Here is a 25,013-nt window from a genome sequence, read left to right on the forward strand (position 1 = left end):
TTCAACTTAATAAATGAAGCAGCAAATAAAATTACATACCTAAAAGTTTCCTTAAGACATTAAGTCATCTGCTCAAGCTCGGTAATTAAATACAACGCTTGCTCATTTGTCGTGCCGCACACATCAATAGTGGCAGAAAAGTCACTACACACCTTAGGCCTTGATTCATCACCAAATAATTTACATAGGTTATTATCATCAAGCTGAATACAGCGCTCTCCCGCTGCTTTCCCATTGGGCATTCCTGGGATCGGTGAGCTAATACTGGGTGCAATACAACAGGCGCCACAGCCTAATCTGCATGCCATTTGATCTGTCATTGAGTACCTCTTATAGAACCTTTGTAGCGCCTTTGTAATATGTGTAATGGTTTGTTACATCTTCAAACGCCTTGTAAACACTTTATTGCGTATGCTTAGCCTATCAAATTTATTTTTAATTACCGTCAACCGTGAGGGACTATCCCGTGGCTAGTAAAAAACAAATCATTCTCCCTATCGCCGTATTAGTCGGCGGACTTGGAATGGCATTCGCATTTGCCTCAATGAAGCAACCGCCAGTAGAAAAACCAGAACAAGATCTGCGCCCGCTTGTATCAATCAAACCGTTAAGCTTTGATGCCATTACCCTTGATGTAAAATCATACGGTATCGTTAAACCTAAAAACCAAACTGAGCTTGTTGCGCAAGTAAGTGGTCAGGTTGTGTCGTTATCAGATCAATTTGTACAAGGTGGATTTGTTAAGCAAGGCGACATTCTAGCACGTATTGACCCAAATGATTACGAAGCAGCACTCATTGAAGCTGAAGCAGGACTAGCCCAAGCAAGCTCTGCACTTGAGATAGAACGTGCACAGGTGTCAGTTGCGCAAGCTGAGTGGGACCGCATCAAAGGTGACTCAAATCAAGTTATCCCTTCTGAGCTTTATTTACGTAAACCACAACTTGCTGAAAAACTTGCAAGTTATCGTGCTGCGCAAGCGAGTGTAAAACGCGCAAAACGTAATCTTGAGCGCACATATATTAAAGCGCCTTACAATGCGATTATCGACGAACGCCTGATTAGTCTAGGTAGTGTGGTAAACCCAGGTAACAGCTTTGGTAGCCTGAGCTCAACGTCACTGGCTGAAATTCGTTTACCTGTTGCTGATAAAGATCTGCAATACCTAAATAACCAAGGAATTGGTGCAAGCGTATCAATTAATGCTGAATTTGCAGGTAAACAAACAACGTGGCAAGCAACTATTGTTCGTAGCGAAGGAGTTGTTGACCAACGTAGCCGCATGAATTACTTAGTAGCACAAGTAGCAACGCCTTATGAGCAAAAGCAGCCATTACGTTTTGGCTCATACATTAACGCCACTATCGAAGGCCGAGCGTTAGACAACGCGATTGTTGTTCCGCACCATTTAGTTAAAGATAAAAAAGTCGCTGTTTTACAAGATGGCGAAACGCTTACCTTTAAAACACTTAACATCGTTCGCGAACAAAATGGCATGGTGATCGCCGATAATGGCCTTGCTAACGGTGAGCAACTGATTACCTCGGCACTTGAATACCCAACTGAAGGCATGGCGGTCAAGTTAGATGACGCAACACTGAATGTGCCAACAACGCAGTTAGCGTTAAAAGAGGAATAAGCCATGACCACGCACAGAGAAAAAGGGCTTATTGCCTGGTTTGCTCGCAACCCAGTTGCTGCAAACTTACTTATGATTTTCATTTTAGTGGGTGGCTTATTGACGGCAATGTCGGTGCGTAAGCAAATGTTCCCACAATTTGAGAGTAACTGGATCAGTATTCAAGCTGTCTACCCAGGGGCTGCGCCGCAAGAGGTAGAAGAAGGCATCACCATTAAGGTCGAAGAGTCTTTAGAAGGTCTCGAAGGCATTAAACGTTTAATTACCTATTCGAACCGTGGTTTTTCACAAGCTTGGATCGAAATCGAAGAAAAGTACGACCCGCAGGAAGTACTCGATGAAATCAAGATGCAGGTTGATTCAATCAATACCTTCCCTGCTGAGATGGAACGCCCAATTGTTCGCCGCGAAAAGTTTGAGCAAGAAGTGATGATACTCGCGCTGTATGGCGATATGAGTAACTACCAGCTCAAAGAACTTGGTAATGATATTAAAGATGAGCTACAAGCTTTACCACAAATTAACTTGGTCAACTTTTACAGTGGCTTAAACTACGAAATTGGCATCGAAATTAGCCCAGATAAGCTACGTGAGTATGGTTTAACTTTCCTTGATATTGCCACAGCCGTTCGCAGCTTTTCTGCCAATATGTCTGCAGGTCAAATTCGCTCTGAAAATGGCTACATTTCAATGCGTGTTGAAAACCAAGCATATCGTGGTAAAGAGTTCGAAAATCTGCCTTTATTACACTTACCTGATGGCGCTCAAGTTTTCTTAGGTGATGTAGCAACAATTAACGACGGCTTTGAAGAAGGCTTACAATACTCTAAGTACAACGGTAAAAACTCACTGACTTTTGAAGTAAATGCTTCGAAAGATCAAGACATCACTAAAGTTGCTGCGGTATTAAAAAAATACCTAGCAGATAAAGCACCACAGTTACCAGCAGGTGTAAAACTATCACCGATTGTTGATTTAACTTACTACCTTGAAGGTCGTCTAAACATGATGATCGACAACATGATTTGGGGTGGTATTTTAGTGATGGTGGTACTGGCGCTATTTTTACCACTACGCTTAGCGTTTTGGGTAATGATGGGCTTACCTGTGTCATTCCTAGGTGCATTTTTAATGATGCCACTTGGCTTTATTGATATCACTGTTAACTTAGCTTCTTTATTCGCATTTATACTGGTGCTCGGGATAGTCGTTGATGATGCTATTGTCGTCGGTGAGTCTGCCAGTGCTGAAATTGAAAAGCACGGTCATAGCCTAGATAACGTAGTCCGCGGCGTAAAACGCGTTGCTATTCCTGCTACCTTTGGGGTGTTAACTACAATTGCCGCATTTTTACCACAAACACTGGCATCAGGCCCTGGCTCTGCGTTTTCTAAAGCCATTGGTGGTGTAATTATCCTATGTTTAATTTTCTCACTAATTGAGTCAAAACTGATTCTACCGGCTCACTTAGCGGCAATGAAAAATAAACCTGCGAACCCTAAAAATCCATTACATCGCTTACGCTTAGGAATGGATAAAGGCCTCAAGAACTTTGTTGATAATTACTACACACCATTTATTGGTCGCTGTATTCATTACCGTTACACCGTGATTGTTGGCTTTATCTGTGTACTTATTGTTAGTGGCGGTATGTTCGCTGGTGGCTTAGTGAAATTTGTTGCGAACCCTAAAATTCCACATGATTTCCCACGTATCTCGGTTGAAATGAACTTATCTTCGTCTGAGCAAGCGACCCTTGAGACAGCGCAAACAATTGAAAAGCTAATTTTAGATGTCGATAAACAACTTGAAGAGCAATATGGTCAAGCAATGATCCGCGATTTATCGGTTAGTTTACGCGGTCGTACAAGTGCACGCATTATGGCGATTTTGGTTGAACCAGACTTACGCCCTATTGATACCTTCCAATTAAGTGCAATGTGGCGTGAGCAAATGCCACCACTGCCAGGTGTGAAAACGCTGAATATTGAAGACAGTATCATGAACGGTGGTCGTGATGACGGTGATGTGAGCTTTCGCTTAGAAGGTAAAGATATCAATAAGCTCAAAGAAGTGGCTGCTAAGTTAAAAGAAAAGCTAAATAGCATGCAAGGCGTAGGCGATGTAAATGACTCACTACAATCTGCAACTGACGAGGTTCAACTTGAACTTAAACCACTTGCTTACAGCTTAGGGTTAACCCTTTCAGATGTGGCATCACAAGTTAGTTTTAGCTATTACGGCCTTGAAGCACAACGTATTTTACGTGACGGTGAAGAGATCAAAGTAATGATCCGCTACCCTCGTGAATCGCGTAACGCAGTAAGTGACATCACAGATGCGCGTATCATCACGCCAACGGGTGTTGAAGTACCGCTTGCTGAAGTTGCTAAAGTTAACATTGTAGATGGTGTAAACCGTATTCGCCGTGAGAACGCTAAACGTACTGTAAACGTGTGGGCTGCGGTTAATACTGACCAAGCTGAACCATTTGCCATTGCAAAAGAAATTCGTGACGAATACTTACCTAGCCTACTGAAAAGCTACCCTGGTGTAGAAAGTAATGTGGCAGGTCGTATTCAAGAAGAAATGGACAGTGTTGCAGAACAAGTACGTGACTTTGCTTTATCAATGATGATTATCTTTGCGTTACTTGCTATTCCACTACGCTCGTACTCACAGCCATTTATCATCATGTCGGTTATTCCATTCGGTGTCATTGGTGCAATGTTTGGCCACATGATCTTAGGTATGACAATGAGTAGCCTATCAGTATTCGGTATCATCGCTGTTGCAGGTGTTGTCGTAAACGACTCGCTAGTGATGGTCGACTTTGTCAATAAAGCCCGCGCCGAAGGTGTTGCAATCAAAGAAGCGGTAATGCAAGCCGGTGCGCGTCGTTTTAGAGCAATATTACTGACCTCGATTACAACCTTTATTGGTGTATTACCAATCATTATGGAAACAAGCTTACAAGCAAAAATCGTTATCCCAATGGCTGTATCTCTAGCATTCGGGGTGTTATTTGCAACGGTCATTACGCTTATTTTAATCCCTTGTCAGTACGTCGCGTTAGAAGACTTCAAACGCTTAATTGGCAAGCTAAGAGGTAAAAAAGCAGAGCCAGAAGCAAAATTACAAACAACCAGTAATTAAACCCCTCTCAAAAACCCAACCGAGCGCTTGGCAAGCTTATTTGCCAAGCGTTTTTTATTTAAAAATATGTTCCTATAAATCCTGTTGTTTTGCTAAGCTTAAATGAGCAAAAAAGATACAATTCAAAAAATAACTAAATACGTTATAAGGACATAGCTATGAAAATTCTGCACTACACAGCTTTGCTCAGTTGTTTATCAATTTGTATGCCAGTGCTTGCTGAGAACCAATACTTGCAACAACAGCTTGAACCTATTCTGATTGGTGAATCTCACAGTATAGAAGGACAGCATATCCACTCCCCTGAAATGACTGTTGCCACCTATAAAGCAAATAGTTTTGAACGAGTATGGGATGACAACAAATATGCCAAACAAGCGCTCAATTTAATTGCGCAAGCAGAACTTGAAGGGCTATCTCCTAACGACTATCACTTTGATACATTAATGGCGCTGGCCAACGAAATAGAGAAACGCGGAGCAGATGCCGTCGAAGCCCAGTTTGATGTACTGATGACAGATGCCGTCATGACCTATGCAAAACACCTAATACGCGGAAAGGTAAACCCAAAACAATTGGCAGCCACATGGAACTATGAACAGTTTGATGTCAGCCCAGATGCCGCAGCGGCCTCATTACTCAAACATGTAAAATCAAAAAGCCTTGATAAAGGACTTGAAAACCTAAAACCTGTTTTGCCTCATTATAAGCGCTTAAAAGCCGCTCTTGTGTTTTATCGAGAGCTTGATGCCACTGGCGAGTTACCTGACTTCGCACTGCAAAATAAGGTATTAAAACCCGGACAATCAGACCCAGCAGTACCGCATTTAAGACAAAAGTTAAAACGACTAAAGTATTTTGACGGCAGTAACAGTGATGCCACTGATTATAACGATGATCTAGTCGCAGCAGTTAAACGCTTTCAAAATGCCCATCAAGTTGCTGATGATGGTGTGATTGGCAATGCGACGTTAAAACTACTCAACAAAGATTACAGTGAGTACGTTAATGATATTTTAGTAAACCTAGAGCGCATTCGTTGGGTTGATAACACGCTCACAGAGCGCTTCTTAGTGGTAAATATCGCAGGCTACTTGCTGTATTTGTTTGAAGACAACAAATTGAAATGGCAAACCAACGTAGTTGTAGGCAGAAACTACACCAAAACCCCAATATTTAAAGGGCAAATGAGTTATATCGTGATGAATCCAACGTGGACAGTACCGCGGAGTATTTCAGGTGGCATCATCAAAAAAATGAAAGAAAACCCAAATTACTTAAACGAGAAAGACTTTGTTGTGGTTGATAGTCGCCGTAACCCAGTTGATAGCGAGAGTATTGATTGGCCGAATGCTAGCCGCAAAAACTTCCCGTATTGGTTTGTACAACAGCCTTCAGAGAATAATTCATTAGGGCAAATCAAGTTTATGTTCCCAAATAAATACTCAATTTATTTGCACGATACCCCTGCAAAAAGTTTATTCCAGCAAGACCAACGTGCATTTAGCCACGGCTGTGTAAGAGTTGATGACCCATTCACCTTAGCTGAGAAAATATTAGAAACCTCAGATAATTGGAGCCGTAGTGAAATTGATGACGCCATTGCTGCAAAAGAAACTAAAAAAGTCAGCTTATCAAAACCGCTGGATGTACTTTTAATGTATTGGACCGTTGCGGGTAACGACGAGGGCCTACAATTTTATACCGACGTTTATAATCGTGATGGCGCGTTATTAAAAGCACTCACCACACCATTAGCAAACAATACAATTTAGAGGTCACTATGTATTTCAGCCGTATTATTTTTAGTGTGTGCTTAGCGTTAACTACATGCTCTGTTGCTGCCATTGAATTAACTGATTCGCTGCACAGCCTTGTACTTGATGCAAAACAAGTGCTAACAATTGATAACACGGCTGATTTTACTCCAACTGAAGTTTCAGATGTTGAGACAGAGCGATTAGGGCCAAATAGCATTGCCGTTTATGCGCCAGAAAATGCAGGGTTTTATAGCCTAGTACTGAGTAACAACAAAACGAGCAAACGCTTACTCGTTATAGTGAAAAAACCATTCAATGCTAACAATAAGCAATTGAATAATTACCAAATCGGCCTCTACCCTGCGCCTTATAAAGGCTATACACAATACAGTGCGCCAAACGGGTTTATAGAAATTTTTGAGAAAGACCTAACACGCCAACTGACTCCTCATGTGCAAGTTAAAAATGTAATTTGTAAGCAAGTGAGTGGCTTTCCAAAGTATCTTTATGTCAACAACGATGGCTTGATGATGCTCGAAGATCTGCTCTCGTTTGTACAAAATGAAGGGATTAAAGTAAGCAAATTTGCCTTTATCAGCGGCTATAGAACACCCCATTACAATCGCTCAATTGGTAATGGCAAACACAGCCGACACCAATACGGCGATGCCTTTGACCTATATGTAGACGAAGATGGTGATGGCCGAATGGACGATTTAAACGGCGATGGTAAACTAACGATTGCTGATGTAGATGTGCTTTATAAAGTGTTTGAAAAGTTCCAAAAACAGAGTCGCTATAATGGCGGTATTGGCCGCTATAAACCCGCCTCCCACCACGGTGGTTTTGTTCACATAGATAACCGTGGATTTACCGCTAGGTGGTAATACAATCCTCGTACAACCCTTGTTCAAATATTATCCGATTGCATTATTGCTGCTTGATTGGTAAGTTGTTGTGATTAATGGAGGTACTACAATAACAACAAAGGGAATTATGCGCTTTATCCTCTGCATTTTTTATATTTCAGTCCTCAGTGGTTGTCAGAGTTTTATTGCTTATCAAATCACTCAACCTGTAGAAGAGATATCTTACGGTGGCCCTGACGACCCAATGTTGAATACCGTTTACGAAGGCATACCTCGAAAAACATGTAACACTACACATGAATGTTTAGCAGTTAGAATATTTTCCCATAATGATTTAATCGAATATTTTGAGCAAGGTGAACAATTTGGCATAACTTTTCAACTTAAATCAAAAGAGGAAATGGAAACATTTGAAACAACTTTGACCTCTATAAATGGTGCCAAACAGAAAAACGATTCAGCAATTATACTATTCCCAGGTTATGGTGTGAGTAGTTTGATTTATAGCTTTCAAGCTCATTGGCTAAGCCATTTTACTGGCAAAGATGTCATCCTAATGCCTGCGAGCAATCAATATAGTGAATTCAAGTTTGGTCTAAATAGTCTTGATGTATTAAAGCATTTTTTAAATACCAACCAATACCAACAAATTGATATTTTAAGTTATTCAATGGGCAGTATTGCCGCAATGCAACTTGCAAAGCAAATGCCTAATGTAAAGCAACAGATAATGGTTGCACCAATAGTGCATTTTGACACCGCATTAATGTCCGTAGCTAAAAGTTATCACCCCACCTTAAGCTACTTTGTCAAAGATAATGATTTTAAAAACGCAGCAAAAGATGTAATTCAAGACAGTGCTATTGATGAAACACAGCTTGATTTATTCGCCCTACTGAACAGCAAACAATCAGCTAATAGAACCACACTCTATGTCAGTAACGCTGACCCAATAAGCCCCGCTAGTTATTGGCAAGCACTTCAAAATAAGAGTGTATCCATAGTGCATTACAGTAATTTAGACCACACCAGAATGGTCAGCCTTATCAATCAAGCCATGCGCAATGAAGTTTTACATCAATTAATGTAACCAACAAATAACAAGGAAAGCAATGAACATATTCTTTAATAAACTAAGGTTGCTTGTAGTTTTTTATTTAGTCGCAATTTCAAGCCTCGCACATAGCCAAAACATGCAAGCAGAGATGGCTGACTTTATTAATGGCTTTCATAACTTTAAGCAGTTTAATGGCAATGTGTTAGTTGCAAAGGGTGGAAAAGTACTGTTTGAACAAAGCGTTGGCTATGCCAACTTTGAATGGGATATAAAACATAGTAATAAAAGTAAATTTAGAATTGGTTCAATTACCAAACAGTTTACCGCCATGTTAATTCTGCAATTGGCACAAGATGGTAAACTCAAACTCGATGATCACCTTGCAACATACCTCCCTGATTACAGACAAGATATAGCCACTAAAATTACCATTCGGCAAATACTTAATCACACCTCTGGTCTTGGTAATTATACTCAAGCAAAATCGTTTCGTGATGAGTACAGCCGAAACCCTTACAGTGTTGATGAATTTATTCGCTTATTATGTAGTGATGATCTAGTGTTCGAGCCTGGCACTGAGTTTCGTTATAGCAACTCTGGCTATTTTATTTTGGGTGCGGTAATCGAAAAGGTAACAGGTCAGAAATATCAAGACGTATTGCAGAAGAATATTTTAGATCCACTCGATATGAAGAATACAGGCTATGATTCTCACAATAAAATCATTAAATTTCGCGTATCGGGTTACGACAATGGCCTAGCAGGTTATAGCAATACTGATTATTTAGATATGTCTATCCCGTATGCTGCTGGGTCAATGTATTCAACAGCACGAGATTTACTAAAATGGGATCACGCTCTCTACACAGATAAGTTATTGAACAACGAATATAAAAAACAGATGTATCAAGTTTCTGAGCAAAGAAATTATGCGCTTGGCTGGGAAGTTACAAACCTTGATAAAAGCACCTACGGAAAACCCCTAACACGTATCCAACATGGCGGTGGTATTAATGGTTTTAATGCATTTATAAGTAGAATAATCGAAGACAAATTACTGGTTATTATTTTAAATAACACCGGTGGTGCGCCACTCACACCCATGACTAATGGCTTACTTGCAATCTACTATGGCAAACCCTACGAAAAAGCGACAGAGCATGCAGATAGTAAATTTTATAACGCATTTAAACGTGAAGGTATTGCAGGGTTAAAGAATACCTATCAGCAAATGGTGAGTGAGGGTAATACGCCTAGAGAAAGGTCGCTAAACTACTTTGGCTATGAATTAATGCAGATGGATGAGCTAGACGCCGCAATCACGGTGTTTGAACTCAACAATCAATCTTATCCAGATTCAGCAAATACGTTTGACAGTTTAGGTGAAGCATATTTAGCAGCTGGTGATAAACAAAAAGCATTAGCAAGTTACAAAAGTGCGCTAAAACTTAATCCTGACAGTGAAAGTGCTAAACACGCTATTGAGAAATTACAATAAATAAAGGCCACAAGAGTGGCCTTATTTTTTACTTACGGCTTAAAGCTTTTAACAAGCCTGTTTTTGCGTTGCTTGGATATAGGCAACTAAATCTTCAATCGATACAACAGGCATGTTGTGCTCACTGGCAAACTTGCTTACTTCAGGCAAGCGAGCCATTGAACCATCTGGATTCGTTAATTCACAAATAACACCAAACGGTGTTAAACCCGCTAACAGCATTAAATCAACAGATGCCTCGGTATGGCCACGACGAACTAATACACCACCCGTTTGTGCTCGCAGCCCAAACACATGTCCTGGACGAGACAAATCTTCAGGCTTTGCATTGTCAGCTGTTGCCGCTTTAATGGTGGTTACACGATCAGTTGCTGAAACGCCAGTTGTCACGCCCGTTTTAGCTTCAATGGTCACTGTGTAAGCTGTTTTGTTCTGGCTGGTGTTATGTTCAACCATTTGTGGTAAATCTAGCTGTTTAACACGCTCATCGCCCATACAAAGACACACAATACCGCTGCCTTCACGGATCATCATGGCCATTTGCTCTGTGGTCAGGTGCTGTGCTGAATACACAAAATCACCTTCGTTTTCACGGTTTTCGTCATCTACTACAAGTACGCCTTCACCTTGCTGCAAGGCAGCAATAGCACGTTCAACGCGTTCAAGTGGTTCGCCAAATTGGCTAAGTAAAGAAGACTGAATCATCATTTTTAATACCTATTAAATTAAATATGAAAAGATTCAGGACATTGAAAGGCACAGCAAAAAAGACCACCCGCAGGCAGCCAATTACTGTTTTATAGATAAACTATATTCTCTTTCATCCGGACTATCACCGTCGGCTCTGGCCTCTCACCAGATCTGCTGACCTCTAACCAAAGTTAAAGCGCTCGCGGGCTCACTTAATTTCAAAGTATACCGCCGGTGGGGAATTTCACCCCGCCCTGAGAATGTTGCTTAATCAATAAGATGAATAAGCCAAGCTATTCTATACCTAAAGTAATTAGTTATCGAGTACCCGCTTATCTAATATGCCTTTTTCAATCAGTTGATTGAGGATCGCCTTGGTTTTTTCTCGGCATATATCACGCACTAGACGAACCGCGGGTGTAATGGACTGTCGACTTGGGCATATTAGCCAAAGCTCAGCACATAAGTGAGGATAATTTTGCATCACGGGCACTACCCGCCCACTTAGTAAATCATCACTGATATCAATGCAAGATTTAACCGCTAGGCCTTTACCAGCCACACACCAACGCCTTACCAAATCGCCATCATTAGATGCTCGGCGGCCTTGCATTTTCACCTTAAAACGCTCGGTTCCATCGGTAAATTCCCAGACATTATTGATGATATCTTGCAGTTGATAAAATAGGCCTTGATGCTGATTTAATTCATCGGGATGTGTCGGCGCGCCATGTTCGGCAATGTACTCCAAGGTTGCACATAACAGCCGCGGAACATTACAAATTTTAAAGCCATACAAATTTGAGTCGGATGGCGAGCCATACCTAAGCGCAAAATCAACGGAGTCTCGGTAAAAGTCGACATTACTATCGCTAATATGCGGGCGCATACTCAGCTTTGGATACTCATCAAGTAGCTCATCTAACCATGGGATAATGATGTTGCGGCCTAAATCTGAAGATAATGCGACTCTTAGTTCTCCTTCAATTTCATCATGCTCACCTTTTAACGCGAGTGTGGCTTGGTCTAGCATGAGCACTGCTTGCTGACACTGAGGTAAAAAGCGCTCCCCTGCCGCAGATAAACGCAAATGACGAGTAGTTCTAACAAATAACTCAGCCCCCAGCGCTGCTTCAACACGTTTAATTGCCGCACTGGCGGTAGCAGCTCGCATGTCTAATTTGGCTGCCGCGGTTGTAATACTGCGAAATTCAGCCACCTTGAGGATTAATTTAAGATCTTCAACCAGCATATTAACTAAAAATTTTTGATAATGTTTATTCGATTATGCGCTTTATCGCAAAGTATGCAAGGCGTAAACTGCACCTAATTGTTATACATGCGGGAGCAAATCATGACACACCCAATCATTTCTGACTTACAACGCCGTTATACTAGTAAACGTTACGACGCTTCAAAACAAATTAGCCAAGCAGACTTAGCTGTAATTTTAGAAGCATTACGTTTATCGCCATCGTCTATTAATTCTCAACCATGGAAGTTTGTGGTCATTGAATCAGAGCAAGGTAAACAGCGTCTGCATGATAGTTTTGCAAATAAGTTTCAGTTTAACCAAGTTCATGCAAAAGCGGCATCACACACCATTTTATTTGCTTATAACCCAAGCTATAAACGTGCTGATTATGAAAAAGTAATTGATGCCGATATTGCTAATGGCCGTACAAAAGCAGAAAACAAAGAGCAAGCATTTGGCGCCTTCGCCTTTGTTGATTTAAATACTGATGAGCAAGGTGTTAACGCTGCTTGGACTAAAGCGCAAACCTACATTGCCTTAGGTAATACCATGCATACAGTGGCTCGTTTAGGTTTAGACTCAACACCGATGGAAGGTGTCGATAAAGATTTACTCGGAGAGCTTTTTGCAGATGAATTAGGCGACTATGTTTGTGAGGTGGCACTCGCTATTGGTTATCACGAGCCAGAGCAAGACTATAATGCTGCATTACCAAAATCGCGTTTAGATAAAAATTCTGTAATTAAGATTGTTTAACAAACCTTATTAGTTACGCCTTTTAATGTAGGCGTAACTTTAAATGGCTATTATAAATGAGCTTATAAGCTTTTAATCAGATAGAAACTGCCTATACACTTTTTCATCCAAGCCTAAATTAGGGCAAACCAAGGTTTCATCCTTCACCTTTGATAATGATAGTGTTTCATTATTAACAATAACAGCTTGATATTCTAGTGAACAGTTATCTTCTTTTGTTACGGACCATCTCGACAGCTTATCTAACGGTGATGGTGCCCCAGAAATAATATAAACCTCTGTTTCACCATATTTCTTAAAATTCAATAAATTATCATGAACTTTCACTAAACTGCATGGAGTAATTAACCCCAGTTTTTTTTCTGTGTTATTTAACTTCACTGTACAACTTTCAGAATTTACATAAAGAGCACTTTTCGCAGTTGAACAGGACAAAAGTAATATCATGCCAAGCAATAATAATTTTACTTTCACACTAATATCTCCCAAAACCAAACTTGGTCACCTAGTTCTAGCCAATCAGAGCTTCCTTTAATTACATATTGTCTTCACAACCACATTACTCGCCATACCTTCACACAAATCTGCAGTTATTGTGGCAACAGCACCATTAATTAATGCTAAATTAGGGGCTACGTGGCCAATGTCGGCATCAACAATAACTGGGAACAAATTGCCTTTAAATGCGAGCTCTATTGCTTGGTATTCATCAAAGTAGCAGTCGTTATTAATTGCAGGGCTGCGGCCAAATACCACCGCATTTACATCAGTAAAAACATCATTCAACTTTAACGATAACAAACAACGTGCAAGAGCCATCGGACTAAGCTCTGCATTTTCTAGGTATAAAATTAACCCCTCAGGCGCATACTGCTTTTTAAATTCATGCAATGCATAATAATTAGAGGGTAACAACAGACCTAAGGTATCTAAACAGCCGCCAATTAAGCGACCAGACACTTCAATTTGGCGTTTATCTTTATAGTTAATACAGCGCCATTGGCTAGGAGCAGTATAGTCAAATTGAGCCTCAGGCTTAGCTTTATAATCAATTTGCTTTTGCTGATAAAAAGGCGAAGCAACTTGATGCAATTGCTGTTTTTCTTCAAGTGACATGGCACTGAATATATTTGCTAAATAAACATCGGGATCGTCAGGGTGAATTTGCATTAAATTCGCAGCGTGCAAGGTTGCCCAGCCACAACGAGTGGTTAATGCACATGCAAACGTGCTGATATCTGAAAAGCCAACCAACCATTTAGGTTTTGCTTTGCTTATCGCATTAAAATCGAGAAGCGGTAAAATTTCCATGGTGAGATCGCCCCCCCATGGCGGCATGATGGCTGCGATTGAATCATCAGTTAAATACTGCATGAGCTCATCAGCACGTTGCTTTGCACTATTGTGTGACTGACGTAAGCAGGCACCTTCAATAACAATAAAACCTTTGGCTGTTAAGCCATTAAGTACTATGTCTAAGCGCTCATGAAAGGCTTTATCAACACCTGATGAAAAAGCACATATGGCTATTTTATCACCTTGAACAAGTGGTTTAGGATACTGAATTTTCGCCATTATTACTCCTTCATTGCAACAGTTTGTAGCCAACGTACCGAATAAATCCACGCCTGTAAACAGGCATAAAAAAACCGCAGTGTGAACTGCGGTTTTTCTCAATGCTTGGTTAAGCTACTAAATATACTCAACTTCAATGATTTCGTACTCTACTTCACCGTTTGGCGTTTTAATGATAACGGCATCATCTACCTCTTTACCAATTAAACCACGCGCGATTGGTGAGTTAACAGAGATCAGGTTGTTTTTGATATCTGCTTCGTCATCGCCTACGATTTGGTATTTTACTTCAGCATCGGTTTCAACATTAACGATAGTGACCGTTGTGCCAAAAATAACTTTACCTGTGTTAGGCATTTTAGTTACATCAATGATTTGCACATTTGAAAGCTTCGCTTCAATTTCTTGAATACGGCCTTCGCAGAAACCTTGTTGCTCACGAGCAGCGTGGTATTCAGCGTTTTCTTTCAAATCACCGTGCTCACGTGCTTCAGCGATATCAGCAACGATTTTTGGACGGGTAACTGTTTTTAATTCGTTAAGTTCTTCGCGCAGTAATGCTGCACCACGAACTGTCATCGGAATTGATTGCATATTATTCTCACTTAATCCCAAGAGCGATTGCCTCGCCCTTGGCACATTTCCTTAGTTCATTCGCTGGTGTAGTTCCTGAACTGACGTCACCTTGCTACGGTCATCTGCTTGGTTTGCAGTACAGTTAGCAAATGCCGCGTTCAGAGTCGTTGTGTAGTTAGTCTTATGCTGTAACGCACCACGACGTAACACCTTCGAATCTTCAATCGCTTGGCGGCCTTCAGTAGTGTTTACAATGTAGCTGTATTCACCATTTTTAATTCTATCAAGAATATGAGGACGACCTTCGTATACTTTGTTCACGCGACGAACTGCAATGCCAGCTTCTTCAAGTGCTTTTGCAGTGCCACCTGTTGCATCTAGCTCAAAACCAAGATCAGTCATGGTTTTAGCTAGTTCAACGATACGTGGTTTGTCACTGTTGCGTACCGATAGTAACGCGCGACCACCGCGTGGTAAAGTGTTGCTTGCACCTAATTGTGCTTTTGCGAATGCTTCGGCGAAAGTTTCACCAACACCCATAACTTCACCCGTTGAGCGCATTTCTGGGCCACGAATTGGGTCAACACCTTGGAACTTAGCAAATGGCAGTACCACTTCTTTTACGCTGTAGTAAGGAGGTATTACTTCTTTTGTAATACCTTGGCTTGCTAGCGACTGACCTGCCATACAACGTGCCGCTACTTTAGCAAGTGCGATACCTGTCGCTTTTGAAACGAACGGTACTGTACGCGCAGCACGTGGGTTTACTTCGATTAAGTAAACTTTACCGTCTTTCACTGCAAACTGTGTATTCATCAGACCTACTACGCCAAGCTCTAGTGCCATATCTGTCACTTGCTTACGCATTACGTCTTGTACTTCAGTAGTTAGTGAGTGAGCTGGTAATGAACACGCTGAGTCACCTGAGTGAACACCTGCTTGCTCAATGTGCTCCATGATACCACCTATGATTACTTGCTCACCGTCACAGATAGCGTCAACGTCAACTTCAATTGCATTATCTAAGAAGTGGTCAAGTAGTACTGGCGCTTCATTTGACGCTGATACAGCTTCAGTCATGTAACGACGTAAATCGTCTTCATCATAAACCACTTCCATTGCGCGACCACCTAGTACGTACGAAGGACGTACAACCAGTGGGAAGCCAATTTCAGCAGACTTAACAATCGCTTCTTCTAAAGAAGTAACCGTTGCATTCTCTGGTTGAAGAAGGTTTAGACGCTCAACAAGCTGTTGGAAACGCTCACGGTCTTCTGCACGGTCGATTGCATCTGGTGAAGTACCAATAACTGGCACGCCATTCGCTTCAAGCTCACGAGCAAGTTTCAGTGGTGTTTGACCACCGTACTGAACGATAACACCTTTTGGCTTTTCAACGCGTACGATTTCTAATACATCTTCAAGCGTGATTGGCTCGAAGAATAAACGATCAGATGTATCGTAATCAGTTGAAACAGTTTCAGGGTTACAGTTAACCATGATTGTTTCATAGCCGTCTTCACGTAAAGCTAATGCTGCGTGAACACAACAGTAATCGAATTCGATACCTTGACCGATACGGTTAGGACCACCACCGATTACCATGATTTTATCTTTGTCAGATGGATTCGCTTCACATTCTTCATCATAAGATGAGTACATGTAAGCTGTGTCTGAGCTGAACTCTGCAGCACAGGTATCAACGCGCTTATATACAGGCACGATATCTAACTGGTGACGCTTCTTACGAATTTCTGCTTCAGAAACACCGGCAATTTCAGCGATACGCGCATCAGCAAAACCTTTACGCTTAAGCTTGCGTAAAAACTCAGCATTTAAACCAGCCATACCTACTTCGCTGATTGTTGCTTCGTCTTTTAAGATGTCTTCGATTTGTACTAGGTACCAAGGGTCAATCTTAGTTAATTCGAATACGTCTTCTACACTCATACCGTGACGCATTGCATCAGCAACGTACCAAATACGCTCAGCACCTGGCTCACGTAATTCACGGATGATTTTTTCTTTTGCTTTCGGATCATCAAGGGCAACAATTGGGTTAAAGCCCGTTGCGCCAACTTCAAGACCACGTAATGCTTTATGCAGTGATTCTTGTTGGTTACGACCAATCGCCATCACTTCACCCACAGACTTCATCTGTGTTGTAAGACGGTCGTTTGAACCTGCGAATTTTTCGAAGTTAAAACGTGGGATCTTAGTAACAACGTAGTCGATTGACGGCTCGAAAGACGCTGGTGTTTTACCGCCAGTGATGTCGTTTTGAAGCTCATCAAGGGTGTAACCTACTGCTAGTTTTGCAGCGATTTTCGCAATTGGGAAACCGGTTGCTTTTGATGCTAGTGCTGAAGAACGCGATACACGTGGGTTCATCTCGATGATAACCATACGGCCATCAACTGGATTCACACCAAACTGTACGTTTGAACCACCTGTTTCAACACCGATTTCACGAAGTACCGCCATCGATGCATTACGCATGATTTGGTATTCTTTATCAGTTAGTGTTTGCGCTGGTGCAACCGTGATTGAGTCACCAGTGTGAACACCCATAGGGTCAAAGTTTTCGATAGAACATACGATGATACAGTTGTCGTTTTTGTCACGAACAACTTCCATTTCGTACTCTTTCCAACCGATTAACGATTCGTCGATTAGAAGTTCATTTGTTGGTGATAAATCTAAACCACGCTCACAAATTTCATCAAATTCTTCTTGGTTGTATGCAACACCACCACCGGTACCACCCATAGTGAATGATGGACGAATGATACATGGGAAACCGATACGGCTAAGTACATCGTGTGCTTCTTCCATTGAGTGAGCGATTTCTGCACGTGGACACTCAAGGCCAATGTTCTTCATTGCTACGTCAAAACGCTCACGGTTTTCAGCTTTATCGATTGCATCAGCAGTTGCACCGATTAGCTCAACACCATGTTTTGCCAGTACACCGTGCTTGTCTAAATCAAGCGCACAGTTTAATGCTGTTTGACCACCCATAGTAGGTAGTACTGCATCTGGCTTTTCTTTTTCAATGATTTTCTCTACCACTTCCCAGTGAATTGGTTCGATGTACGTCGCATCCGCCATTTCAGGGTCAGTCATGATAGTTGCAGGGTTCGAGTTTACAAGAATTACTCGAAAGCCTTCTTCTCGTAGTGCTTTACACGCTTGTGCACCAGAGTAGTCAAATTCACAAGCTTGACCGATTACGATCGGGCCCGCGCCTAAGATAAGAATGCTTTTTATGTCGGTACGTTTTGGCATTGTTACTCCGGTTAAATTAGTTAGAACGTGCTTGCATCAGGTCGATGAAGTGGTCAAATAATGGCGCCGCATCATGTGGACCTGGGCTTGCTTCAGGGTGACCTTGGAAGCTAAATGCAGGCTTATCTGTGCGGTGAATACCTTGTAGCGTGCCATCGAATAAAGAAACGTGAGTTGCACGTAAATTCGCTGGTAATGTTGCTTCGTCAGCTGCGAAACCGTGGTTTTGCGCTGTGATCATTACAACATTGCGGTCAAGGTCTTTAACTGGGTGGTTACCACCGTGGTGACCAAACTTCATTTTCACCGTTTGTGCACCTGAAGCAAGTGCAAGTAATTGGTGACCTAAACAGATACCAAAGATTGGCGTGTCTGTTTCTAGGAAAGTTTTAATTGCTTCAATCGCGTAAGTACACGGCTCAGGGTCGCCTGGGCCATTTGATAAGAAGATACCGTCTGGGTTTAATGCCAGTACGTCTTCTGCAGATGTTTGTGCAGGAACAACGGTTAATTTACAACCGCGGTCAACTAACATACGTAAGATATTACGTTTAACACCGAAGTCATAAGCAACAACGTGGAACTTCTCGTCTGCTGCTTCTAGCGTTTTAAAGCCTGAACCTAACGTCCAGCTTGATTCGCGCCACTCAAAATTTTCCTTGGTTGAGACAACTTTTGCTAAATCCATGCCTTTTAAGCCTGGGAAGGCTTGCGCAGCTTCAAGCGCTTTATTCTCATCTAACTCGTCGCCTGCAATGATACAACCATTTTGAGCGCCTTTATCACGTAAGATACGTGTTAATTTACGAGTGTCGATGTCGGCAATACCTAAAATATTGCGTTCTTTTAAGTAATCACTTAACGATTGCTCGTTACGGAAATTACTTGCTAGCAGTGGCAAATCACGGATCACTAGGCCTTTAGCCCAGATTTGACCCGCTTCTTCGTCTTCGCTGTTAGTACCCGTATTACCGATATGTGGGTACGTCAAAGTTACGATTTGTTCCGCGTATGAAGGGTCAGTCAAAATTTCTTGATAACCAGTCATAGACGTATTGAATACTACTTCACCGACTGACATGCCGTCAGCGCCGATTGCAGTACCGCGAAACACTGTGCCGTCTTCTAGGACTAACAGAGCGGATTTAGTCAAGTTAACCTCCTAACAGTAAAAAACGGGAGTAAAGTCATTTGCTCTACTGCCCGTTTAAAGCGATTGGAAACACGCATTTATGAATTTTTGGCAAATTGGCGCTATTCTACAGTAATTTAGCTTTCAGATCTAATCTTAATTAATAAAACAGTAAAAATAAGCGTTATTAACTAAAAATTCACTGAAACTGCCAAAAAAGAAACTAAACTACTTCAAGTCAAGCACATCTTGCATGTCATAAAGTCCAGCTGGTTTATTTTTCAACCAGCCCGCAGCTCTTACAGCACCTAATGCGAAGGTCATTCTTGAACTTGCTTTATGAGTTAATTCTAGCCTTTCGCCAGAAGTTGCGAAATATGCGGTGTGTTCACCTACTATATCTCCGCCTCTCATGACTGAATAACCGATTTCATTTTGCGATTTTGCGTGTTCGTCATTGCTTCTATCAAAACGCGCGACTTCATCATGCTGCCAGCCTTTTGCCTCAGCAATCGCTTCACCAATTGCCAATGCAGTTCCCGATGGCGCATCGATTTTATGACGATGATGAGCTTCAAAAATTTCGATATCCATATCATCGCCAAACTTCACAGCCGCAGTCTGCACTAAGTTAAGCAGTAAATTCACACCTACGCTATAGTTGCGGGCAAAAACAATCGGAATGTGTTTCGCCGCTTCATTAAGGGCATCAAGATCATCTTGGTTAAGGCCCGTAGTACCAATTACCATCGCGATATTTTTTTCGACCGCTGTTTTTAAGTGGTTGCGCATGCCTTGAGGTAAGGTGAAATCTATCAATACATCTGCATCTTTTACGTCTGTTTCTTTACTAAATGAAACATCTGCTGATGCAGCGCTGTTTAATTGATTAACCGCACTATCTAAAAGTGGTGAGTTTTCGCGTACGTACGCGCCCGTTAATGTTGCGTCATCTTTTTTTGAGACTGCTTCTAAAAGTGCAAGTCCCATGCGGCCGTTTGCGCCAAATACACCTATGCGGTTCATATAGTTACCTTATCTATTCTTCTTAGCTGGCTGGATTTTATCGAAAACTCATGTAATAGTCAGGTTAGCTTATAAAAAATACAGAACTAATTTTAGATTTATTAATAGAACAACAATAATAACAGATAGTCTTTGCATTTAGCCATCTATACATTTAAACTTCTTCCTTTGCGCCGATTTGGTCTTTGGCTTGCGGGCGCTGTTGTTGTCTTTTAGACACAACTAAATACAGCTAAAAGAAGTGTTTGGCTGTGTTATTGGTTATCTAACGAGGAATATGATGCAGCCATCATTTAATAAAACAAAAGCAAAACTTTCTTTGCTGCCGCTTTTGGTGTTTGTCGGCTTATTTTTAGGCGCTGGCTTATACTTACAGTCTCAAGGTGTCGATTACGCCTTCTATCAATTGCCTGCTCCTGTGGCAATTTTACCTGCCATCATGCTGGCGTTTATCTTAAATAAAAATACCATCAACCACAGTGTTGAAACCTTTATTAAAGGTGCTGGCCATAGCAACATCATCACTATGTGTTTGATTTATCTGCTTGCTGGTGCGTTTTCTGCGGTTGCTGGTGCAACCGGTGGTGTTGATGCCGTTGTTAATGCCGGTTTATCACTTATTCCACCTGCTCTGTTACTACCTGGATTATTTTTAATCGCTGCGGTTGTGTCGACTGCGATGGGCACTTCAATGGGTACTATCGGTGCGATTGGCCCGATTGCTTATGCCGTCGCCCAAAAAACAGGCATTGATCCATCTCTGATGGCAGGCACGATTGTATCGGGTGCCATGTTTGGTGATAACTTATCAATCATCTCGGACACAACTATTGCTGCAACCCGCACGCAAGGCTGTGAAATGAAAGATAAATTCCGTGAGAACTTAAAAATCGCCTTACCTGCTGCGGCATTAACTATCGGCTTGTTGTTCTTCTTAACCCCTGCAGCAGAAGCTGTAGAGACACAAGACTTCGATATTTTATTAGTGTTACCTTATGCCTTTATCTTAGTGCTCGCGGTAATGGGCTTTAACGTATTCGTGGTGCTGTTTAGTGGTATTATCTTTGCCGCACTCATGGGCTTTACTGGCAGCTATGAAGGTGCAAGCTTTGTTAAAGATATTTATAAAGGCTTTACTGATATGCAGGAAATCTTCTTGCTATCGATGTTTATTGGTGGCCTTTCAGAGTTTATCCGTATTAATGGTGGTCTTGATTATATTGCTAACAAAATTCAAGCAATTACAAAAATCGTTGCAAAATGGCACCGTAAAGTTGCAGATCAATTAGGGATTGCAGCACTGGTTATGACCAGTAACTTATGCATCGCTAATAATACCGTGTCTATTATAGTTGCAGGCCCGATTGCTAAAAAATTAGCGGATGATGGTGAAATTACAGGCAAGCGTTCAGCAAGCTTACTTGATATTTTTGCTTGTGTTACGCAAGGCTCATTGCCGTATGGCGCACAAGCACTTCTACTGGGCGCAACCTTCAAAATTAGCCCATGGGAAGTCTCTACCTCTTCTTATTACTGCTTTATTCTTGCCTTTACTGCCGTTGCAGTAATTTGCTTACGCCGAAATAAAGCATAAGTTAAATAATTTTTTCTCTCGATACGCCCAAATATGGGCGTATCTGCTATAATCCTCACTTTATATCCCCCATTACACCATCAATATTGAGATATGAACTTGAAAAAGATCCTTTCTGTTGCTGCGCTTTGTGCAGTAAGTACTTCGAGCTATGCCGCTAATTGGAGCTCTACGCAATTACACGTTAATAACGGTGAACACAAAAACCCGTTTTCATTGACTAAGTCAAACACCACGGTTGTATCACTACAGCATGCATCTGGTTATGACTATGGCGACAACTTCTTTTTTATTGATTACAGCAATGACGACCGTCAAGATGGTTATCAAGATAAAGACTTTTACGGCGAATGGTATTCAACATTCAGTTTATCAAAAATCTCTGGCAGTGATTTCTCATACGGCGCAATTACTGATGTAGGTTTAACGGCAGGTTTTAATGCCGCAGGCGATTCGAAAGTTCTTAAGTATTTACCGGGTGTAAAACTAAGCTGGCAAGCACCTGGCTTTAGCTTTTTATCTACTTTATTTACCGCTTACATCGATGACAGTGAAGGTGTAGCACGCGGTGGTGCTCCAACTGAAACGAACAGCTGGATGATTGATGTTGCTTGGGGCTACCCATTCACTATTGGCTCACAAAAGTTCAACGTAACAGGCCATGTTGAATACATTGCAGAGCGTGAAAATGAATTTGGCGAAGATGTTAAAGCGTGGATTTTAGCGCAGCCAATCATTACGTGGGATTTAGGTCACGCAATGAGCATGAAAGAAAACACCTTACTGCTAGGCCTTGAGTGGCAATACTGGCACAACAAGCTAGGTACAGACACAACTGAGTCAGTACCACAACTTCACGTTGAGTGGACGTTCTAATAAGCTGAAAGCTGAAAAAATTAAAGCCTGTAGTCATCACTGAGTACAGGCTTTTTTAATTTCTATAGATATTCTTTACAGTTTACACTGCGGGGTTTTACCCTTTGCTCGCGCCGCTTGTTGGGCTTTTAATGCTTCCGACATATGCTTTTGAAGCTCTTTGATGCGGTTACCCGGTGCTGGGTGAGTCGACATAAACTCAGGGGTACCGCTACTGCCAGCTGCACTCATATTTTGCCAAAGTGACACTGATTGCTCTGGGTTAAACCCTGCTTTTGCCATTAAATCTAAGCCAACAATATCTGCTTCTGATTCATGTGAGCGGCTAAATGGTAAAACAACACCATACTGTGCGCCTAAGCCTAAGGCTTGCATAATTTCGCCACGATATTGAACATTACCCATATCAAGTGCTGCACCACCAACTTGTAGGCCTGTTTGTAACAGTGCGTTTTGTGATACACGCTCATTAGAGTGCTCAGCAATAACATGTGCAACTTCGTGACCTAGTACTGTAGCCAATTGGTCTTGGTTTACAGCGACTTTTAATAAACCTGTATGAACACCAATATACCCCCCCGGTAATGCAAATGCATTTGCTGAATCTTCTTCAAATACAACAACTTCCCAAGACTGCTTGGCATACTCGTTAGGTAAAACCGCAATAACATCATCGGCAATACACTTTACATAAGCATTAACACCTGGATCAGTATTAACAGGCTGTGTTTTTTTCATTTCAGCAAAGCTTGCTTGACCCATTTGGCTCATTTGTTGATCTGAATAAAGTGCGATTTGGGTACGTCCCGTAGGAGAGGTTTTACAGCCAGCTAAAACAGCGGTGGCTAACACTGCCATGATTAACTTTTTCATACTAGTCCTTCAAATACTTTGTGTAATTGAGGCTAATATAGCAAAGCATTGCTTAATTTTATATGAAAATGAACAATCACCCACTCAGTTGTTACCATTTAGTTAATTCTTTTACTTAGCAGGCAAACTAAGTTCACCACAGTGACTCACACTGCTACAATAGTGACCTACTATTTGATTATTGAGTAAACAATGCCTTCCCCTGAGACTTTAAATAAACGCATTTTATTACCTTTACTGGCAAGTATTGTCGCGATTACGCCTTTGGCAATTGATCTATATTTACCAGCGATGTTGGTGATTGCCAACGACTTGCAAACAACCATGCCAAATGTGCAAATATCACTCAGCATTTATTTAGCAGGTTATGCTCTTGGCATGCTTTTTTTTGGCCCGATTGCCGATGAACTTGGCAGGCGATTACTCGCTAAGGTGGGTTTAGCGCTATTTGGTATCAGCTCATTAGCACTAGCATTTTGTACTAACATCGAATTATTTTGGTCTTTAAGAGCTGTGCAAGCATTCACTGGCGCTGCTGCAACCGTTGTAGTGCCGGGTATTATTCGTCATATTTATCGAGAGAACACAGCCAAAGGCATGTCTTATGTCTCGATGATTATGATGGTTGCCCCGTTAATTGCCCCTACTCTAGGCTCATTAATCATGGGAATTTCGACATGGCAGGTTATTTTTATTGCATTGGCGGCCTACAGTTTCGCTATTTTAGCCTTGGTGCAAATTCATTTAATCGATATTCCAATCTTTAAGAGTCAGCAACGTGGTTTGGCACTGTTCTTTAATAGTTATAAAACGGTATTTTCTCGTCGTAGTGCCCTTGCCGATATTTCCAGTTCCATGTTTGCCTCATTCGCATTCTTTTGCTTTTTAACATCGGTACCTTATGTATATCTCGATTTCTTCAAAGTAGATGAGCAATTGTTCGGTGTGTTATTCGCCTTTAACGTGCTGGCTTTAATGTTCGGTAACTTTATGAATACACGTTTAGTACCGCGCTTAGGTTCTCGTAAACTGTTATTTATTGGGCTAGGTATTGGCTTTGTGTCTGGTGGGGCATTGTTGTTATTCAGTGTGATGCATCTATCGCTGTATTTTATTGTAGCAAGCATCGCACCATTGATGATGAGCTTGGGTATTGTAGCGAGTAATGCAGACTCATTAATACTGATGCAATTTGAGGAAAAATCAGGCACTGCAACAGCTGTTATTGGTACCCTGAGATTCGGCAGTGGCGCTCTCGTTGGGCCTATTCTTGCTTTTGTTCACCCACAAAGTGCTATTCCATTTTCTGCGATGATGTTCTGCGCACTGATACTTATCATATTCGTGCAGCTTTGGCATCGAAAATTGGACAAAAAAAATGCCTGTAATTAAC

20 protein-coding genes and 1 riboswitch are annotated in these 25,013 nt (G+C 41.5%); of the genes, 10 read left to right on the top strand and 10 right to left on the bottom strand.

The window, feature by feature from the left end:
* Positions 1 to 59 precede the first annotated feature (59 nt).
* On the bottom strand, positions 60 to 308 hold the full coding sequence (locus tag CWC02_RS01095) for a YkgJ family cysteine cluster protein (protein ID WP_054562006.1): 249 nt from the start codon (positions 306 to 308) through the stop codon (positions 60 to 62).
* Between the two features lie 158 nt (positions 309 to 466).
* Here CWC02_RS01095 and CWC02_RS01100 point away from each other — a divergent pair, with 158 nt between their 5' ends.
* The 6 genes from CWC02_RS01100 to CWC02_RS01125 all read left to right on the top strand — a co-directional run bounded on the left by CWC02_RS01100 (position 467) and on the right by CWC02_RS01125 (position 9,979).
* The gene (locus CWC02_RS01100; RefSeq protein ID WP_138615955.1) at positions 467 to 1,639 is read left to right on the top strand and encodes an efflux RND transporter periplasmic adaptor subunit; all 1,173 of its coding nucleotides are present in this window, start codon (positions 467 to 469) and stop codon (positions 1,637 to 1,639) included.
* Positions 1,640 to 1,642: 3 nt separating this feature from the next.
* Positions 1,643 to 4,795, top strand: a complete 3,153-nt coding sequence (locus CWC02_RS01105) for an efflux RND transporter permease subunit (protein WP_138615957.1) — start codon at positions 1,643 to 1,645, stop codon at positions 4,793 to 4,795.
* 158 nt (positions 4,796 to 4,953) lie between these two features.
* Positions 4,954 to 6,570: a L,D-transpeptidase family protein gene (locus tag CWC02_RS01110; RefSeq protein WP_138615959.1), complete on the top strand. Its 1,617-nt coding sequence runs from the start codon at positions 4,954 to 4,956 to the stop codon at positions 6,568 to 6,570.
* A gap of 8 nt (positions 6,571 to 6,578) precedes the next feature.
* Positions 6,579 to 7,442: a D-Ala-D-Ala carboxypeptidase family metallohydrolase gene (locus tag CWC02_RS01115; protein WP_138615961.1), complete on the top strand. Its 864-nt coding sequence runs from the start codon at positions 6,579 to 6,581 to the stop codon at positions 7,440 to 7,442.
* Positions 7,443 to 7,512: 70 nt separating this feature from the next.
* Positions 7,513 to 8,514, top strand: a complete 1,002-nt coding sequence (locus CWC02_RS01120) for an alpha/beta hydrolase family protein (protein WP_138615963.1) — start codon at positions 7,513 to 7,515, stop codon at positions 8,512 to 8,514.
* 22 nt (positions 8,515 to 8,536) lie between these two features.
* Positions 8,537 to 9,979 (top strand): serine hydrolase domain-containing protein, encoded by a 1,443-nt coding sequence (locus tag CWC02_RS01125; RefSeq protein WP_138615965.1) that lies wholly within the window; start codon positions 8,537 to 8,539, stop codon positions 9,977 to 9,979.
* Between the two features lie 48 nt (positions 9,980 to 10,027).
* On the opposite strand, the gene ribB is transcribed toward CWC02_RS01125, so the two are convergent.
* Both ribB and CWC02_RS01135 read right to left on the bottom strand, forming a co-directional pair.
* Positions 10,028 to 10,681, bottom strand: a complete 654-nt coding sequence (ribB, locus tag CWC02_RS01130; protein WP_138616028.1) for a 3,4-dihydroxy-2-butanone-4-phosphate synthase — start codon at positions 10,679 to 10,681, stop codon at positions 10,028 to 10,030.
* Positions 10,682 to 10,787: 106 nt separating this feature from the next.
* Positions 10,788 to 10,935, bottom strand: a riboswitch (FMN riboswitch).
* 47 nt (positions 10,936 to 10,982) lie between these two features.
* On the bottom strand, positions 10,983 to 11,921 hold the full coding sequence (locus CWC02_RS01135) for a LysR family transcriptional regulator (protein ID WP_138615967.1): 939 nt from the start codon (positions 11,919 to 11,921) through the stop codon (positions 10,983 to 10,985).
* Positions 11,922 to 12,023: 102 nt separating this feature from the next.
* Between CWC02_RS01135 and CWC02_RS01140 the strand changes: the two genes are divergently transcribed.
* The gene (locus tag CWC02_RS01140) at positions 12,024 to 12,680 is read left to right on the top strand and encodes a nitroreductase family protein (protein WP_054551938.1); all 657 of its coding nucleotides are present in this window, start codon (positions 12,024 to 12,026) and stop codon (positions 12,678 to 12,680) included.
* 72 nt (positions 12,681 to 12,752) lie between these two features.
* On the opposite strand, the gene CWC02_RS01145 is transcribed toward CWC02_RS01140, so the two are convergent.
* The 6 genes from CWC02_RS01145 to dapB all read right to left on the bottom strand — a co-directional run bounded on the left by CWC02_RS01145 (position 12,753) and on the right by dapB (position 20,277).
* Positions 12,753 to 13,154 carry a hypothetical protein gene (locus CWC02_RS01145; protein WP_138615969.1) on the bottom strand — a complete coding sequence of 134 codons (402 nt, stop codon included), beginning with the start codon at positions 13,152 to 13,154 and terminating at the stop codon, positions 12,753 to 12,755.
* A gap of 57 nt (positions 13,155 to 13,211) precedes the next feature.
* Positions 13,212 to 14,255: a S66 family peptidase gene (locus CWC02_RS01150; RefSeq protein ID WP_138600478.1), complete on the bottom strand. Its 1,044-nt coding sequence runs from the start codon at positions 14,253 to 14,255 to the stop codon at positions 13,212 to 13,214.
* Positions 14,256 to 14,372: 117 nt separating this feature from the next.
* Positions 14,373 to 14,849, bottom strand: coding sequence for a transcription elongation factor GreA (greA, locus tag CWC02_RS01155; protein WP_054551507.1), 477 nt, complete (start codon positions 14,847 to 14,849; stop codon positions 14,373 to 14,375).
* A gap of 51 nt (positions 14,850 to 14,900) precedes the next feature.
* Positions 14,901 to 18,119, bottom strand: coding sequence for a carbamoyl-phosphate synthase large subunit (gene carB / locus CWC02_RS01160; RefSeq protein WP_138615971.1), 3,219 nt, complete (start codon positions 18,117 to 18,119; stop codon positions 14,901 to 14,903).
* Positions 18,120 to 18,135: 16 nt separating this feature from the next.
* Positions 18,136 to 19,272 (bottom strand): glutamine-hydrolyzing carbamoyl-phosphate synthase small subunit, encoded by a 1,137-nt coding sequence (gene carA / locus CWC02_RS01165; protein ID WP_055020805.1) that lies wholly within the window; start codon positions 19,270 to 19,272, stop codon positions 18,136 to 18,138.
* 207 nt (positions 19,273 to 19,479) lie between these two features.
* Positions 19,480 to 20,277, bottom strand: coding sequence for a 4-hydroxy-tetrahydrodipicolinate reductase (gene dapB, locus CWC02_RS01170; RefSeq protein ID WP_138615973.1), 798 nt, complete (start codon positions 20,275 to 20,277; stop codon positions 19,480 to 19,482).
* 280 nt (positions 20,278 to 20,557) lie between these two features.
* Here dapB and CWC02_RS01175 point away from each other — a divergent pair, with 280 nt between their 5' ends.
* Positions 20,558 to 21,871, top strand: coding sequence for a Na+/H+ antiporter NhaC family protein (locus CWC02_RS01175; protein WP_054551511.1), 1,314 nt, complete (start codon positions 20,558 to 20,560; stop codon positions 21,869 to 21,871).
* Positions 21,872 to 21,964: 93 nt separating this feature from the next.
* Positions 21,965 to 22,747, top strand: coding sequence for an outer membrane protein OmpK (locus tag CWC02_RS01180; RefSeq protein ID WP_054551512.1), 783 nt, complete (start codon positions 21,965 to 21,967; stop codon positions 22,745 to 22,747).
* 75 nt (positions 22,748 to 22,822) lie between these two features.
* Here the strand turns inward: CWC02_RS01180 and CWC02_RS01185 are convergent, their stop codons facing one another.
* Positions 22,823 to 23,620 (bottom strand): M48 family metallopeptidase, encoded by a 798-nt coding sequence (locus CWC02_RS01185; protein ID WP_054551513.1) that lies wholly within the window; start codon positions 23,618 to 23,620, stop codon positions 22,823 to 22,825.
* Positions 23,621 to 23,812: 192 nt separating this feature from the next.
* Here CWC02_RS01185 and CWC02_RS01190 point away from each other — a divergent pair, with 192 nt between their 5' ends.
* Positions 23,813 to 25,012 carry a Bcr/CflA family efflux MFS transporter gene (locus tag CWC02_RS01190; protein ID WP_138615975.1) on the top strand — a complete coding sequence of 400 codons (1,200 nt, stop codon included), beginning with the start codon at positions 23,813 to 23,815 and terminating at the stop codon, positions 25,010 to 25,012.
* Position 25,013 lies beyond the last annotated feature (1 nt).

Origin of the sequence: Pseudoalteromonas sp. S2721, assembly GCF_005887425.1 — a bacterium.
Classification (GTDB): Bacteria; Pseudomonadota; Gammaproteobacteria; order Enterobacterales; family Alteromonadaceae; genus Pseudoalteromonas; species Pseudoalteromonas simplex.

What these genes read in the sequence shown, in the direction of transcription:
- CWC02_RS01095 (WP_054562006.1), bottom strand. Translation starts at nt 308, where the DNA reads ATGGCATGCAGATTAGGCTGTGGCGCCTGTTGTATTGCACCCAGTATT.
- CWC02_RS01105 (WP_138615957.1), top strand. Translation starts at nt 1,643, where the DNA reads ATGACCACGCACAGAGAAAAAGGGCTTATTGCCTGGTTTGCTCGCAAC.
- CWC02_RS01110 (WP_138615959.1), top strand. Translation starts at nt 4,954, where the DNA reads ATGAAAATTCTGCACTACACAGCTTTGCTCAGTTGTTTATCAATTTGT.
- CWC02_RS01115 (WP_138615961.1), top strand. Translation starts at nt 6,579, where the DNA reads ATGTATTTCAGCCGTATTATTTTTAGTGTGTGCTTAGCGTTAACTACA.
- CWC02_RS01125 (WP_138615965.1), top strand. Translation starts at nt 8,537, where the DNA reads ATGAACATATTCTTTAATAAACTAAGGTTGCTTGTAGTTTTTTATTTA.
- CWC02_RS01135 (WP_138615967.1), bottom strand. Translation starts at nt 11,921, where the DNA reads ATGCTGGTTGAAGATCTTAAATTAATCCTCAAGGTGGCTGAATTTCGC.
- CWC02_RS01140 (WP_054551938.1), top strand. Translation starts at nt 12,024, where the DNA reads ATGACACACCCAATCATTTCTGACTTACAACGCCGTTATACTAGTAAA.
- CWC02_RS01150 (WP_138600478.1), bottom strand. Translation starts at nt 14,255, where the DNA reads ATGGCGAAAATTCAGTATCCTAAACCACTTGTTCAAGGTGATAAAATA.
- greA (WP_054551507.1), bottom strand. Translation starts at nt 14,849, where the DNA reads ATGCAATCAATTCCGATGACAGTTCGTGGTGCAGCATTACTGCGCGAA.
- carB (WP_138615971.1), bottom strand. Translation starts at nt 18,119, where the DNA reads ATGCCAAAACGTACCGACATAAAAAGCATTCTTATCTTAGGCGCGGGC.
- dapB (WP_138615973.1), bottom strand. Translation starts at nt 20,277, where the DNA reads ATGAACCGCATAGGTGTATTTGGCGCAAACGGCCGCATGGGACTTGCA.
- CWC02_RS01175 (WP_054551511.1), top strand. Translation starts at nt 20,558, where the DNA reads ATGCAGCCATCATTTAATAAAACAAAAGCAAAACTTTCTTTGCTGCCG.
- CWC02_RS01180 (WP_054551512.1), top strand. Translation starts at nt 21,965, where the DNA reads ATGAACTTGAAAAAGATCCTTTCTGTTGCTGCGCTTTGTGCAGTAAGT.
- CWC02_RS01185 (WP_054551513.1), bottom strand. Translation starts at nt 23,620, where the DNA reads ATGAAAAAGTTAATCATGGCAGTGTTAGCCACCGCTGTTTTAGCTGGC.
- CWC02_RS01190 (WP_138615975.1), top strand. Translation starts at nt 23,813, where the DNA reads ATGCCTTCCCCTGAGACTTTAAATAAACGCATTTTATTACCTTTACTG.